The sequence below is a fragment of the Bacteroides muris (ex Afrizal et al. 2022) genome (genome assembly GCF_004793475.1).
GTDB lineage: Bacteria > Bacteroidota > Bacteroidia > Bacteroidales > Bacteroidaceae > Bacteroides > Bacteroides muris.
On sequence record NZ_SRYZ01000010.1, the window covers coordinates 14993 to 30293 of the forward strand.

At 50.6% G+C, this 15301-nt stretch carries 9 protein-coding genes; 4 read left to right on the forward strand and 5 right to left on the reverse strand.

The features are described from left to right. Nucleotides 1-185 precede the first annotated feature (185 nt). The 4 genes from E5355_RS06575 to E5355_RS06590 are packed head-to-tail and all read left to right on the forward strand — an operon-like array spanning nucleotide 186 to nucleotide 7967. Nucleotides 186-956: a 5'-nucleotidase C-terminal domain-containing protein gene (locus E5355_RS06575; protein ID WP_210434519.1), complete on the forward strand. Its 771-nt coding sequence runs from the start codon at nucleotides 186-188 to the stop codon at nucleotides 954-956. Between the two features lie 20 nt (nucleotides 957-976). Beyond that, nucleotides 977-1894: a bifunctional metallophosphatase/5'-nucleotidase gene (locus tag E5355_RS06580; protein ID WP_136009670.1), complete on the forward strand. Its 918-nt coding sequence runs from the start codon at nucleotides 977-979 to the stop codon at nucleotides 1892-1894. A 1-nt stretch (nucleotide 1895) separates the two neighbouring features. Continuing rightward, nucleotides 1896-4910 carry a glycoside hydrolase family 3 N-terminal domain-containing protein gene (locus E5355_RS06585; RefSeq protein WP_136009671.1) on the forward strand — a complete coding sequence of 1005 codons (3015 nt, stop codon included), beginning with the start codon at nucleotides 1896-1898 and terminating at the stop codon, nucleotides 4908-4910. A gap of 21 nt (nucleotides 4911-4931) precedes the next feature. Next, a complete protein-coding gene (locus E5355_RS06590) occupies nucleotides 4932-7967 on the forward strand; it encodes a glycoside hydrolase family 3 N-terminal domain-containing protein (protein WP_136009672.1) in 3036 nt (1011 codons plus the stop codon). Between the two features lie 161 nt (nucleotides 7968-8128). Here the strand turns inward: E5355_RS06590 and E5355_RS06595 are convergent, their stop codons facing one another. From E5355_RS06595 to E5355_RS06615, 5 genes are all read right to left on the reverse strand, one after another. Then, entirely contained in the window at nucleotides 8129-8758 is a 630-nt protein-coding gene (locus E5355_RS06595; RefSeq protein WP_136009673.1) for an outer membrane beta-barrel protein, read from the reverse strand. Between the two features lie 124 nt (nucleotides 8759-8882). Beyond that, complete coding sequence (locus tag E5355_RS06600) at nucleotides 8883-9521, reverse strand: DUF4136 domain-containing protein (protein ID WP_136009674.1); 639 nt, start codon at nucleotides 9519-9521, stop codon at nucleotides 8883-8885. 219 nt (nucleotides 9522-9740) lie between these two features. Further along, nucleotides 9741-11756, reverse strand: a complete 2016-nt coding sequence (locus E5355_RS06605; protein WP_136009675.1) for a glycoside hydrolase family 97 protein — start codon at nucleotides 11754-11756, stop codon at nucleotides 9741-9743. Between the two features lie 6 nt (nucleotides 11757-11762). Beyond that, complete coding sequence (locus E5355_RS06610) at nucleotides 11763-12767, reverse strand: aldo/keto reductase (RefSeq protein ID WP_136009676.1); 1005 nt, start codon at nucleotides 12765-12767, stop codon at nucleotides 11763-11765. A gap of 18 nt (nucleotides 12768-12785) precedes the next feature. Then, nucleotides 12786-15272: a GH36-type glycosyl hydrolase domain-containing protein gene (locus tag E5355_RS06615; protein ID WP_136009677.1), complete on the reverse strand. Its 2487-nt coding sequence runs from the start codon at nucleotides 15270-15272 to the stop codon at nucleotides 12786-12788. Nucleotides 15273-15301 lie beyond the last annotated feature (29 nt).

Genomic DNA, 15301 nt, shown 5'->3' on the forward strand with positions numbered 1-15301 from the left:
AAGGGAGTTAGAGGAAGTTAAAGGGAGTTAGAAGCCGATAGTATAGTTATACATCAATAAGAGTATCGGTCTTTAACTCCCGATAACTCTTTTAAATGAAAACTCCATGCATTAAATTATCATTTATTTGTGTGGCTCAGTCGCAAAAGAAAAGTATATTTGTAGCAATTTAAAACTAAATGAATATGAAGAAACAAACTTTCAGTCTCTTTTCGGGGGCAGTGTTGGCGGTTGCGCTTCTATTGGTTTCCTGCCATTCTTCCTACGAAGTGACCAAGGTGGAGGGAGGCAGAATTCCCATGAACTCTGTTTGGGATGCCGAGCCGGATGCCGAAGCCGTGGCTCTGCTGGCGCCTTACAAAGCCCGGATGGACAGCGTTATGTATCATGTGGTGGGAACCGCAGAGATGTCGATGGACAGATTCCGGCCCGAAAGCCTTTTATCCAATCTGATTGCAGATGTACTGCGTGAGGCTGCGGTGGAAGTGCTGGGCAAACCGGCCGATATGGGGCTAATCAATATCGGTGGAATCCGGAATTCCCTGACGGAAGGAGACATCACCATCGAAAACATCTATGAGATATTGCCTTTTGAGAATTCGCTCTGTGTGCTGACGATGAAAGGCTCTGCCATGAAGCACTTGTTTGAAAATATTGCGGTGAGACTTGGTGAAGGGGTGAGTGGTATGCAGTTGGAAATCAGCAAGGATGGCAAGCTGCTCCAGGCTTCCATTGCCGGCAAGCCGGTGGAGGATGACCGTGACTATACGGTTGCCACGATTGATTATCTGGCTGATGGAAACGACGGACTGACGGCTTTCCTGCAGGCGGATAAAAGGGAGTGCCCGGATGGGGCTACACTGCGTGGTCTGTTCATGAAGTATGTGGAGAAGCAAACGGCAGCCGGCAAGAAGGTGACTTCGCGCATGGAGGGAAGAGTGGTTGTTAAAGAGTAAGCATTAAAAAAAGAAGTTCTATGAAACATATATATTCCTTGGCAGCCCTGCTGCTTTTCATGCTCCCCGCATCGGCACAACAAGAGGAGCGTGTCATTACTGAAGAACCCCTTTGCCTGGTGTCCGCCGATTCGGTATCGTCCGGCCAATCCGGAAAACAACTGTTTATCCTGCACACCAGCGATACGCACAGCCGTATAGAACCCATCAGCGCCGAGGCTGCCGACGAGTATGCCGGGATGGGCGGTGTGGTGCGTCGTGCCGGTTTTGTAAAGCAGTTTCGCGGCAAGCATCCGGATATGCTGCTGCTGGATTGCGGAGACATCTCGCAAGGCACCCCTTATTATAACTTTTTCAAAGGCGAGCTGGAGGTCAAGATGATGAACCTCATGGGCTATGATGCCATGACGATAGGTAATCATGAATTTGATTTCGGACTTGAGAATATGGCGGAATTGTTCCGTATGGCGGATTTTCCCGTGGTCTGTTCCAATTATGACGTGACGGGTACGGTACTTGAAGGGCTGGTGAAGCCTTATATCACCTTGATGCGCGAAGGGGTGAAAATCGGAATCTTCGGCCTGGCCCCCAAGATGGAAGGGCTGGTGCAGGCGGATAAGTGCGTAGGCATTGTCTACAACGACCCGATAAAGGTAGCCCAGGAAATGACAGACCTTCTCAGGGAGAAGGAAAATTGCGAGGTCGTGATTTGCATGTCCCATTTGGGTATCCGCAGTGCAAATCCCGAAGGCGCTTCCGACGAGAACCTGGTAGGCAAGACGCGTGGCATTGATGTCATCTTGGGCGGACATTCGCATACCTTTATGGAAAAGCCTGCCGTTTATCTGAATGCGGACGGCAAGAACGTTCCCGTGCTGCACACCGGCAAGAGTGGCATCTACATAGGAGAAATGGTACTTACTTTAACAGAAAAATAGCATGATGAAAAAACTCACCCTCCTTTTATGGGTTGCAGGATTGTTTATATTGGGATTATCTTCACTTCACGCCCGAACGGGAGGTCCGTTTCTTCCTTCGGCTGCAGACGACCGGTGTCGGCAATGGGCAGACTCCGTGTTGTCAGGTCTGAATGTGTATGAAAAAGTGGGGCAACTCATCGTTGCCACCATTCCGGCCAGAGCAGACAAGGTCACGAAGAAACAGATGCGCGAGCTGGTAAGGAAATACAAGGTCGGTGGCTTGCTGTTTTCCGAAGGTACTCCGGAAGAGCAGGCTATCTTGACAAATATGGCCCGGAAGGATGCCAAGATTCCCGTTATGGTTACTTTCGATGGAGAGTGGGGACTGTCAATGAGGCTGCAAGGTGCTCCGGACTATCCTCGCAATGCCGCCTTGGGATGTATCGAAGACAATGGGCTGATTGAAGAATACGGGCGCGAGGTGGCCCGCCAGTTCCGCGAATTGGGGGTACACGTCAATTTTGCACCCGATGCGGATGTCAATACGAATCCGCTGAACCCGGTGATACACGTACGCTCCTTTGGCGAGAACCCGCAGCGGGTGGCGGAAAAGGTAGTGGCATACAGCCGTGGGCTCGAAAGCGGGGGCATACTTTCCGTTTGCAAGCATTTCCCCGGACATGGCGACACGGATGTGGATTCTCATAAGGCGCTTCCCGTTTTGCATTACGACCGTGCACGCCTGGACAGTGTGGAACTTTATCCCTTCAAGGAAATGGTACGTGCCGGATTGGGGGGTGTGATGGTAGGCCATCTGCAGGTGCAGGCGCTGGACCCGGACGGGGTGACTCCTTCCTCCTTGTCGCGGAATGTGGTGACCGGGTTATTGAAGGATGAACTCGGCTTTAAGGGGCTGGTATTTACTGATGCCCTGGACATGAAGGGTGTGTCTGCCATTCCGCAGGTAACTACCAAAGCGCTGTTGGCAGGAAATGATATGGTGCTGGTACAGTTCAATACGAAGAATGCCGTGCAGGAATTGGTAGATGCAGTGGAATCGGAACAACTGAGTAAGGACGAACTCGATGCTAAGTGTCGCAAGGTGTTGATGTACAAGTATATGCTTGGCTTAAGAGACCGCCAACCGCAACTTCGGGTCAGCGGAATGAGCTATCGCATCAATACGGAGGAAGCACAGGCGTTGGCTACCAAGTTGCGCCGTTCGGCAGTGACTGTATTGAGCAATTATTTTGATGTCCTGCCGCTGGCACCGGTGGAAGGTGATATTGCCGTGCTCAGCATCGGAGAGAAGGAGGCGGATGCTCCCTTTGTGGAAGCTATGAAAAAGAATGCAGGCATCAGCCATTTCCACTTGCCTTGGAATGCCGATGAGGCTTTCTGGCAGGAAGTGCAGGGACAGTTGGCTGCTTTCCGTCGCGTGGTTATCAGCATCACCGGTTCGGCTTATGTCAGCGACCGTGATGTGGCCTTTCTGGAAGGCTTGAACCTGCGTGCTCCGCTGGTCTATACTTTTTTTACTTCTTACCGTACATTGCAACCTCTGATGCCCGCACTTGCCAAATCCAGCGCTGTGGTGCTGGCACATTCGGCAGAGACGGATTTGCAGCAATACGTGGCTGATGTTCTTTTTGCCAAAAAGCCGGCCAATGGCAGAATGTCGATGAGTATCGGTAAACTGTTTCCGGCGGGAACGGGTTGTATAATTGAGCCGGGCATGAAACCGGGGAAGACTGTTCCGGAAGATTACGGCATGAAGTCGTATGTGCTGCAAAGTATCGATGCTGTTGCCCGGAAGGGACTGGAAGCGGGAGCTTATCCCGGTTGTCGCGTGCTGGTGTGGAAAGACGGACTGCCGGTATATGACAAAGGTTTCGGTACCCACTCTGATAAGGATACCACTGCTGTCCGTTCTTCAGACCTTTTTGATTTGGCTTCGCTGACCAAAACTACGGCTACGTTGCTTGCCATCATGAAACTGTATGATGAGGGCAAAATAAAATTGGATGATAAGGTTTCCGCTTATCTGCCCTTCTTGCGCAATGGTAACAAGCAGAACATTACTATTCGCGAACTTTTGTTTCATGAATCGGGGCTTCCTCCCTATATCCGTTTCTACCTGGACATTATAGACCCGAATTCGGTACACGGTCCGTACTCCCAGAGTTGGGTAGACGAATGGCACCGCACGCAGGTGAGCGAACATAGCTATTATTGTTCCGATTTTAAGTTCCGGAAAGGGGTGGTGTCCGACAAGAATACACCGGTTTATACCCTGCACATGGCAGACGGCATGTGGCTGAACAAGAGTTTCAAGAATTCTATCCTTCAGCGGATAGCCAAGTGTGAGTTAGGCGGCAAACGTTATGTTTATAGCGACCTCGGTTTCGTACTGTTGCAACAGGTGGTGGAGAAGGTGACGGAACTGCCGATGGATTTGTATCTTGCCCGTGAGTTCTATGCCCCGATGGGATTGCAACGTACTATGTTTCTGCCTTTGATGAAGTTTGCCAAAGCGGAAATCATGCCCACGGCATCCAATGACTTTCTGCGTCGCCAGGATATATGCGGATATGTGCATGACGAGACTGCTGCCTGCATGGGTGGAGTGTCTGGCAATGCAGGACTTTTCTCTACAGCCGAAGAGGTGGCAAAGGTTTATCAAATGTTGCTGAACGGCGGTAAATTCAATGGCAAGCGTTTCCTGAGTGAGGCTACCTGCCGTTTGTTTACGACGGAGAAATCCACCATCAGCCGTCGCGGTCTGGGATTCGACAAGCCGGATGTATCCATTGTGAAGCGCAGTCCTTGCGCTCCTTCCGCTCCGGAAACGGTATATGGACATTCCGGATTTACGGGTACTTGTGCTTGGGTAGACCCAGAAAACAAGACGGTGTATGTATTCCTCAGCAATCGCTTGTGCCCCAATGTATGGAACACGAAGCTGGGTGACATGAATATAAGAAGAGATATCCAGGAATTGATTTATAAAAGTATTATTTCGCAAATCCCCTAAAAATAATCTATCTATAGAAAAATGAAGAGAATATACCTGCTTGCCTATATTGTTATATTGTGTTGTTTTTGTCCGCTTCTGAAAGCGCAGCTTGGTCCCATGCCGTTTACTCCGGTGCCGCTGAACGATCCTTCGCTTGTACGTCTCTTGAACAGTGACGTGCGGTGCAGGCAGTGGGTGGATTCCGTCTTGCAGTGTCTGACTTTGAAAGAACGCATCGGACAACTGTTTATTTATACGATTGCCCCCCAGCAAGACAAGGCCAATAAGGAACTGCTTCGTAAAGTAGTGGAAGATTACAAAGTAGGTGGTCTGTTGTTCTCCGGCGGATTGATGCAGAACCAGGTGATGTTGACCAATGAGGCGCAGCGGATGGCGGAAGTTCCGCTGATGATTACCTTTGACGGTGAGTGGGGACTGGCCATGCGTCTTCGCGGTACCCCGAACTTTCCGCGAAACATGGTGCTTGGCTGCATACAGAACGATACACTGATTTATGAATATGGGCGAGAGGTGGCCCGTCAGTGCCGTGAACTAGGGGTACAAGTGAATTTTGCCCCCGTAGCGGACGTGAATATCAATCCCAAGAATCCGGTTATCAATACCCGTTCCTTCGGTGAAAGTCCGTTCAATGTGGCGAACAAGGTTGTTGCCTACTCCAAAGGGTTGGAGGATGGTGGTATACTTTCTGTCAGCAAGCATTTTCCTGGGCATGGGGATACGGATGTAGATTCTCATAAGGCGTTGCCTGTGCTGCCTTTTACCCGTGCCCGTCTGGACAGTATAGAGCTTTATCCTTTCAGAAAAGCCATTCGTGCCGGACTGGGAGGTATGATGGTGGGGCACTTGGAGGTGCCTGCCATAGAGCCGCAAAAGGGGCTTCCGTCTTCGCTTTCGCGTAAGGTAGTTTCCGGTCTGTTGGTGAATGACCTCGGCTTTCAGGGGCTTGTCTTTACGGATGCCCTTGCCATGAAAGGGGTATCGGGCAATGAAAGTGTCTGTTTGCAGGCGCTGAAAGCTGGCAATGATTTGCTGCTTGTCCCCCGACGTATTAAGGAAGAAGTGGAGGCTGTGCTTGCAGCTGTGAAAAAAGGGGAGCTGACAGAGAAAGAGATAGAGGCGAAATGCCGTAAAGTGCTGAAATATAAATATGCCCTTGGGCTGGAAAAGAAACCCCATGTGCGGCTTTCCGGTTTGGAGACTCGTATCAATACTCCGAAAACGCGCGATTTGATGCGCCGGCTGAACTTGGCGGCCATTACTGTACTGGATAATCGGGGCGAGGTACTTCCGCTAGACCCTTCTATCGGTGAAGTTGCCGTGCTCAATGTGGGAGAAGTGCAGGAAATCCGGCCATTCCTCAAAGAACTGTCGCGGTATACCCGTCCTGTGGAGTTCCATTTGGGCAAGAATCTGCCGGAGGCTGACGGGAACCGTTTGAGGAATGCTCTGGCCAAGTACAAACGTATTCTGGTCTGTGTCACCGAACACCGTTTGACGCCCTATCAGAATTTCTTTGCAAAGTTCGCTCCTGACGTACCGGTGGTTTATCTGTTCTTTATTCCTGGCAAGCAGGTATTGCAGATAAAGCAAGGGGGCACTGCTGCCGAAGCGGTGGTTTTGGCACACTCTTCCAACGAGGAGGTACAGCGGCAGGTCGCTCGGATTGTTTATGGAGGTGCTTGTTCGGAGGGACGCTTGTCTGCCAGTATCGGTAGTCGGTTTGCTGCCGGTGCGGGGGTGACGCTGACTCTTCAAAGTGTTCCCCGCTTTGTGCCCGAAGAGCATGGCATGAATTCCCGTCTGCTGGCTGAAATAGACAAGATAGCTGAAGAAGGCATTCGTGAAGGGGCTTACCCCGGCTGCCAGGTGGTGGTGCTGAAGGATGGCAGGGAGATGTATAATAAAGCTTTCGGTACCCACGTTTGGAACAAGGCCGGAAGCAAGGCGCCTCCCGTGAAGAAAACAGATGTGTACGACATCGCCTCGCTCACAAAGACCACGGCCACGTTACTTGCCGTAATGAAGTTGTACGATGGTGGGCGTCTCAGTCTTACAGACCGGGTGTCGGATTATCTGCCTTTCCTGCAAGATACGGACAAGAAGAATATTACGGTACGCGAGCTATTGATGCACGAATCCGGTCTACCTTCCACTTTGCTGTTCTATCAGGAAGCGATTGATGAGGAAAGCTACACCGGTACTTTGTTCAAGGTGCGCCCTGATGCCCAGCATTCCGCACGCATCGGACGGCAGACTTGGGCGAATCCTAAGTTCCGTTTCTGTCAGGGACTGACGTCGAAGGTGCAGACACCGGAATATACGATGCAAGTGTCCGATAGCCTTTGGCTGAACCGTTCCTTCAAGCAGAAGTATTTGCAGAAGATAGTGGATGCTCCGCTTAGGGATAAACGTTATCGCTATAGTTGTGTGGGCTTTATCTTATTGCAGCAGTTGGTCGAGGCGCGTACCGGCATGTCTATGGACGAATATCTGGCCAAGGAATTCTATACTCCGATGGGATTGGAGCGTACAGGGTATCTCCCTCTGCGCTTTTTGAAGAAGGAAGATATTGTACCTTCATCAACAGATCTTTTCTTACGTAAAACTACCCTGCAAGGGTTTGTACATGATGAATCCGCTGCTTTTCAGGGCGGCGTTTCCGGTAATGCCGGGCTGTTCTCCACTGCCGGAGAAGTGGCAAAAGTCTATCAGATGTTGCTGAATGGGGGTGAACTGGACGGTAAGCGCTATTTGAGCAAAGAGACTTGCAGGGTATTTACTACCACCGTCTCAAGGATAAGTCGCCGGGGGCTGGGATTTGATAAGCCCGACCGGCGTAATCCCCAGAAGAGTCCCTGCGCAGAGTCTGCCCCTGCTTCTGTCTACGGCCATACCGGTTTCACGGGCACTTGCGCCTGGACAGACCCGGAGAATGGCTTGGTTTATGTCTTTTTGAGCAACCGCACCTATCCGGATGTGTGGAATAACAAGTTGATGAGGCTGGATATAAGGACGAGGATTCAAGAGGCGGTATATAAAAGTTTGGTGAAGTAAAGCTTGCTGTTTGCATGAAAAATGATGTGGTGTGAAGTTTCTTTCTTATGAATTTGCACACAATTAAAAAGAGCCTTCCTTGTTCACGCAGGAAAGGCTCTTTTTTTCTTGAATTTTGAAACAATTAAATTCTATCTGTTAAGCTTTAAGTGGGTGTGTTATCAGAACGCAATACCTACGCGCAGACCGAAATTGCTCAAACCGTCTACGTTGTATGTAAAGAGGTCACCTTTGTTCGTACTGTAGCTGTAATAGGCTGCAACATGCAAGCCTGGTCCATAAGCCCAAGGATACACATTGAAACCAATTTCAGGTGATACATGGAAACCCCATGTATTCTTGTTGGCTTCGAATACGTTGAAGGTTGATTTCAATTGTGCGTATTCAGCACCCAGTTTTACACCGGCATACGGCTGGAATGCACCTCCACGGTTCCATACATAACGGGAGGTCAGACCGAAAGGCAGCTGGAATGCAGTGTGTTGCTGGTCGGTATTCAGACTGCCACCTTCGCCTACGGGAAGTGTCTGGCGACCGAAATACTCATGGTTGCTATGGTAGTTTAAGAAAGCTCCCAATGCAAAATTGTCTGTTAGAAAGTAGCCGCCTTCAAAATTCATGCCCCAGCCGCTTGATTTGTCAACGAAGTTGTTACTGAGGGGAAAATTATATTGCCAGTCGATATTGGCATAACCGTTATCGGTCATCTGCGCCTTTGTCGGTAGGGCGAATACGAGAGCAAGAGCGATAACTGCAAATACTCGTAAGGAAAGATATTTTATTGTTTTCATACTTTATTCTTGTTTTTGGGGTTCAATGGCCACCTCCCTGTCTGGATAAGGATGCTGCCGTATTATTCTTGTCACCTTATATCGGGTAACCGGTCATTTGTCACCTATGGTTCGTAGCTTGTCGCTACTTGTTGGTCAGGTAGGTTGATTGAGTGAAAGCTTGGTTCACACCTTGTACGGCAAGTTTGATATTGACAGAAGTAGAACCACTAAGTAAGCCGCTCATATAGCTGGTCCACAGAATAGGAAGTTTTTCGCTCTGGCCTTGCGGTGCATTCAGATTCAACAATTCGCTGATAAAGGAACCGGTGCTGTAGGAATAGTTCACGGCATAGGGATAATACCATCCGCCCCAGTTGCCCCAGTAAGGAGCATCCCAGTAGCCTGGATAGTTCCACCACCATTCAGGACGTCCGTAGTCGGTGAAGTAATAAGTACTTCTGACATAGCTTATCTGCAAGCCAAGGTCGGCTTCTTCCCGGTCATTCACACGGATGTAGCCGCGGCTGTTCATGTTAGTAACGTAAGCGCTGAGAATTTCCTGGGCATTCTCATCTTTCCAGTATTCGGCATTTTCCTTATCACCGATAACCAGAATGCTGTCCGGCAAGTAATAAGTTTCGAAGGTTCTGAAATCCGCCTTTTTGTCATAGTTGGTATAAACCAGATAATTATTGTCCAGCTTATCCATGTCAGGGTCTTTTTCGCAAGATGCAAGCGTCACTGCAAAGACCGCTAATAATAGGGGAATAAATTTTTTCATACTTTTATAATTGTCTAGGTTTAATATAAATTCCTGCCCTATGGTACCTTAGGCTTTTGTGAGAAAAACAAGATAGGATATAAAAAGTTCACGCAGAAGTGTGTTAAAAGTGAGAAAGGACGTACACTGATAGGACGATAGAGTGATAAATGAATAGGGTGACAGTACTTTTAATGTAACCGTCACCCTATTGCATTATGCCATTACTTTATCACCCTATCATTTTTTCCATATCCGTGCTGTCCATCCTCCTCCGGGTGCCATGCGTATGTTCAGCTTGTCTCCCGAAGTCACGGTGCGTACTTCTTTCTTGTAGTCGGTTGCTTCCCGCTCGGCATTGATGCCGTCGGAAAAGATTTCGGCTTCGTAACTTCCTTCTTCGAGGAAGGAAAGATCGATGACGCAGTTGCGGGGTGTCCAGTCGGTCATGGAGGCGATGTACCAGACGTCTCCCTTGCGGCGTGCCAATGTGAGGTATTCGCCTACTTCACCGTCCAGTGCTACGGTTTCGTCGAAAACGGTAGGCACTTTGGCAATGAAGTCCGTGCATTCTTGCTCCTTCATATATTTGCTGGGGCTGTCGGCAAGCATCTGCAGCGGGGCCTCGAAGAGGGTGTACATCGCCATTTGGTGTACACGTGTACCCTGGCTCATCGGATGGTCATTGACGGCACGGAAGGTTTCGCGGGTTGCGTTCATCGTGGCTCCCGGTGTGTAGTCCATCGGACCTATAAGCATACGCAGGTAGGGAGCAGTCACGTCATAGCGCGGGAAGTTGTGAAGGGGGGCCCCGTTCACTATCGGTTCCCATTTGGCGTTCTCCAATCCCTTTACACCTTCAAAGTTCAGGACGTTGGGATAGGTGCGCTGTATACCGTATGGTTTGAGACCGTGCAGGTCTAATACCAGGCGGTGCTCGGCGGCGCAGGCTGCAATGCGTTCTACGGACTGTACCAGTGGCTGGTCGTCACGGTCGAAGAAGTCTATCTTGAAGCCTTTGATGCCCATCTGTGCATAGTGGCTGAATACGGCTTCCGTATCTTTGGCAGAGTTTCGCCAGCTTGCCCAGAGAATGATGCCCACGCCCTTCTGGTTTCCGTAGGCTATGAGTTCTTTTAAATCGATATCCGGATTCAGGTCTTTCAATAAGGATTCGTTTCCACTCCAGCCGTCATCGATGATGATATATTCCAGTTTATTGTCGGCGGCAAAGTCGATGAATGCCTTATAAGTCGGGGTGTTCATGCCGGCTTTGAAGTCTACGCCAGTCAGGTTGCAGGTGTTCCACCAGTCCCAAGCCACTTTGCCGGGTTTAATCCAGGAAATGTCTTTGATGCGGCAGGCGGGAGCAAGACGCTGTGCCATGTCGTTGTCGGCAAGCTGCGTGTCCTTTTCGGTGACGAGCACCACACGCCAGGGGAGCTCCTGCTTGGCACAACGGGCGATGTAGTCTGCACGCTTGGTCGGTATCAGGTTCAGCCGGTTGTGTCCGCCGATTATTTCTTCCAGCGGATAGGGGGCAAATGCTGCCTGCACTCCTTGACGTGTCTGGGGATTTACAGTGAGGAACATGCCGGGATAGTTTTCCAATCCGGCTTCCATGATAACGGCTTTCTTTCCTCCCTCCAGGCAAACCATCAGTGGGGTGATGGAGAGTGAGTCGGTGTGCATTTTGGACAACGGGGCTTCGTCGTAGTAAGACTCGAAGGAGAAGCAATAGCGCTCACCGTTGCGGTTGTCGTTTATGTAAGGTACAAATGCCTGGTAATCCTTGTCGAAATTGAAGTCCGCTGTTTCGTTGAGGACGATAAACGGCTTGTTCTGTTCGGAAATGAAGCGATAGGCAGCGCCGTCATCGTATGCGCGGAACTGTACGCTGTAGCCTCCGCGGCATTTCAGAGTCAACTGGTTGTAGACATCCTTCACACTTGCTTTTTTATAGAGGGGAGTGGGGAAGGAGGACTCCACAGACTTGCGTTCTGCACGGATTACTTTTACATTTTTACCGAAAGTTATTGCTTTCTTGGCTGATTTTTCATCTCTGCCTTGCAGGGCGATGGCAGAGGGTTGCAGCACTGTGGTGCTGTCGTGTGCAATCTGCCAGGTGAGGGCTTCTCCGGCATCTACCGTAACGGATAGTTTTCCGTTGGGTGATGCCAGTTGGTATTGCTGTGCACGGACCGTGCCCAAGCAAAGGAATAATAAACAAAAGGTTTGAATAAGGAGGCTTTTCATGTTGATTTATTTTTGAATGATTTTCTTTATCTTCTCCAGTTCCTCGGCAGAGAAGTCTGTATTTTCAGTCGCTTTCAGGTTATCTGCCAGTTGGGCAACGGAGCTCGCTCCGATGATGACGCTTGTCACCAGGTCGTCCTTCAACAGCCAGGCAAGTGACATCTCGGCAAGGGTTTGTCCGCGCGTGCCGGCCACTTCATTAAGAGCCTTGATTTTTTGCAGCGTCTCGTCGGTCAGTGTTTCTTTCTTCAGGAAAGCTCCCTTTGCCATGCGCGAATCTTCGGGAATACCGTTCAGGTAGCGGTTGGTCAGCAGGCCTTGTGCCAGCGGGGAGAAGGCGATGAAGCCAGTCCCATTCCCTTTGGCTTGCTGCAGGATACCTTCTTCTTCCGGTTCGCGGTTGAAGAGATTGTATCTGCCTTGATAGAGCAGGCAGTGTACATCCCGTTCTTCCAGGTATTTGTAGGCAAACTCGGCCGCCTCTTTGGGATATTTGGAGATTCCTACATAGAGTGCTTTGCCTTGCCGTACGATATCAACCAGTGCTTGCAGGGTCTCTTCAAGTGGAGTAACCGGGTCGTAGCGGTGGGAGTAGAAGATGTCCACATAATCCAGGTTCATCCGTTTCAGACTTTGGTTGAGGCTGCTCATCAGGTACTTGCGTGAGCCCCACTCCCCATAGGGACCGGGCCACATGTCGTGTCCGGCCTTGGTGGAGATGAACAGTTCGTCCCGATAGGGCATGAAGGATTTCTTCATAATCATTCCGAAAGTCTCTTCGGCGGAACCGTAGGAAGGACCGTAATTGTTGGCGAGGTCGAAATGCGTGATTCCACGGTCGAAGGCATAGTGCGCCATGGCCTGGGAATTGGCAAATGTGTTCACGTCGCCGAAGTTGTGCCACAATCCGAGTGATATTTCCGGCAGCAGGATGCCGCTTTGCCCGCAACGGCGGAATTTCATGCCGTTATCATAGCGTTCGGACGCCGGAGAATAAATTGGGTTTATCATGATATTGTATTTTGTGGGTTACCCCATTATTACTTCTACTGTATGCGTGCCCGGCAGATGGTTTACTACATTGCCTTTTATCGGCCGGCCGTCTACTGTGATTGACTGGATGCCTTTGCACACACCATCGGGATTCTTCACGGTAATATGATATTCCGCTCCGCGGAACTTGCGCTTCACGTTGAAGCCTTTCCAGTCTGACGGGATACAAGGATTGATTTCCAGACCTTCATACGAAGGCTTGATGCCGAGTATGAATTGCGTAATGGCATACCACATCCAGGCAGCCGTTCCCGTCAGCCAGCTGTTTTTGCCTTCACCGGGGCGGGCGGCATCCTTGCCGGCCACCATCTGGCAGCATACGTAAGGTTCTACTTTATGCAGGGCACTGTGTTCTTCGGTGTACGACGGGCATATCTTGCGGAAATACTCCCAGGAACGGTCACCCCGTCCCAGTACGGTTTCTCCGATGATGACCCACGGGTTGTTGTGGCAGAAGATACCCGCATTCTCCTTGTAGCCGGCGGGATAGGTGGAGATTTCTCCATACTCCACAACATAGCGGGTGAAGGGTGGATTGTTGAGTACAATACCGTGCTCGCAGTCCAGGCGTTCCTTTACGGAGTCCAGCGCTTTTTTTACCATGCCTTCTTCCAGTCCGATGCCTGCCATGGTGCACCAGCCTTGCGATTCGATGAAGATTTGTCCTTCTTCGTTCTCTTTGGAGCCTACCTTGTGGCCGAAGTAATCGTAGGCGCGCAGATACCAGTCTCCGTCCCAGCCGTGTTTTTTTACGGCTTCCACCATATTGTCTATGTAGGTTTGCGCTCTGTTTGCTTCGTCGTCTTTACCCAGACGGCGGCATAGTTCCACATAGTCGCGTCCGCATACCACGAACAAGCCGGCAATCATCAGTGATTCAGCCTGGCTGCCTTCCGTCTGGTTTTCCGTGGTCTGGAAGGATTCATTCGGGTCCCAGGAGAAGCAGTTCAGGTTCAGGCAGTCGTTCCAGTCGGCACGGCCGATGAGGGGCAGCATGTGGGGGCCGAGGTTCTCGATGACGTGGTTGAAGGAGACGCGCAGGTGCTCGAACAGAGACACTTCCGAACCTTCCTTGTTGTCGAAGGGGATGGGCTCATCCAGGATACTGAAGTCTCCCGATTCCTTGATGTATGCCACCGTACCGAAGATAAGCCACATGGGGTCGTCGTTGAAGCCGCCGCCGATGTCGTTGTTGCCGCGTTTGGTCAGCGGTTGGTATTGGTGGTAGCATCCTCCGTCGGGGAATTGGGTAGAAGCTATGTCGATGATTCGTTCGCGGGCTCGTTCCGGTATCTGATGCACGAAGCCCACGAGGTCCTGGTTGGAGTCGCGGAAACCCATTCCACGACCGATGCCGCTCTCGAAGAAAGAGGCGGAACGGGACATGTTGAAGGTAATCATGCACTGATACTGGTTCCAGATGTTCACCATGCGGTCTAGCTTTTCTTCGTCGGTCTTTACGACGTAGATGTCCAGCAGGCGGTCCCAGTAGGCTTTCAGTTCGGCAAAGGCGGCATCTACTTTGGCGGTGGTGTCGAAGGCCGAAATCATCGCCTTAGCCTTTACCTTATTTATAATAGGTGAAGAGGGTACACTCTGCTTGAACGCTTCATGCAGAGATTCTTCACGTTCCTCGAACTTTGCCTCCTGCTTGTTTTCCACATAGCCCAGCAGGAAGATGAAGTCGCGACTTTCGCCGGGTTGCAGTTCTACTTCCAGATAGTGCGAGGCGATGGGACTCCAACCGTGGGCAATGCTGTTGCCCGGTCTGCCTTCTACTACCCGTTCCGGGGCGGTAAACTCGTTGTAGAGCCCCACGAACGTTTCGCGGTCTGTATCGAATCCGTCTACAGGTGTATTGACGCTGTAGAAGGCGTAGTGGTTGCGACGTTCCTTGTATTCCGTCTTGTGGTAGATGACGGACCCGTCCACTTCCACCTCTCCCGTGGAGAAGTTGCGCTGGAAGTTCTCCATGTCCGTAGCGGCATTCCACAAGCACCATTCGGCGAAGGAGAACAGTTTGAGTCTTCTCACTTTGGCAGAAGTGTTCCGCAGGGTCAGCTTCTGCACCTCTCCCCAGATTTTCAGTGGGACGAAGAAGAGCAGGCTGGCCTCAATGCCGTCTTTGGCTCCGGTGATGCGGGTATAGCTCATTCCATGACGGCACTCGTAGCTATCGAGGGCTGTCTTGCAGGGCTTCCATGTCGGCGACCATACGCTGCCGCCTTCGTTGATGTAGAAGTAGCGTCCCCCGTTGTCCATCGGCACGCTGTTGTAGCGGTAGCGGGTGATACGGCGGAACTTGGCATCCTTGTAGAAGGAGTAGCCTCCGGCGGTATTGGAGATGAGCGAGAAGAAATCTTCATTGCCCAGGTAGTTAATCCAAGGCCAGGGTGTCTTGGGGTCGGTAATGACGTATTCGCGGTTTTCGTCATCGAAATATCCGAATCTTTTGTCTTGCATATTATTTTTGTTTTTGGTTTGATTCATTT

Coding starts and splice junctions, on each gene's coding strand:
- E5355_RS06600 (WP_136009674.1), bottom strand. CDS start 9,521: ATGAAAAAATTTATTCCCCTATTATTAGCGGTCTTTGCAGTGACGCTT.
- E5355_RS06585 (WP_136009671.1), top strand. CDS start 1,896: ATGATGAAAAAACTCACCCTCCTTTTATGGGTTGCAGGATTGTTTATA.
- E5355_RS06605 (WP_136009675.1), bottom strand. CDS start 11,756: ATGAAAAGCCTCCTTATTCAAACCTTTTGTTTATTATTCCTTTGCTTG.
- E5355_RS06580 (WP_136009670.1), top strand. CDS start 977: ATGAAACATATATATTCCTTGGCAGCCCTGCTGCTTTTCATGCTCCCC.
- E5355_RS06615 (WP_136009677.1), bottom strand. CDS start 15,272: ATGCAAGACAAAAGATTCGGATATTTCGATGACGAAAACCGCGAATAC.
- E5355_RS06590 (WP_136009672.1), top strand. CDS start 4,932: ATGAAGAGAATATACCTGCTTGCCTATATTGTTATATTGTGTTGTTTT.
- E5355_RS06595 (WP_136009673.1), bottom strand. CDS start 8,758: ATGAAAACAATAAAATATCTTTCCTTACGAGTATTTGCAGTTATCGCT.
- E5355_RS06610 (WP_136009676.1), bottom strand. CDS start 12,767: ATGATAAACCCAATTTATTCTCCGGCGTCCGAACGCTATGATAACGGC.
- E5355_RS06575 (WP_210434519.1), top strand. CDS start 186: ATGAAGAAACAAACTTTCAGTCTCTTTTCGGGGGCAGTGTTGGCGGTT.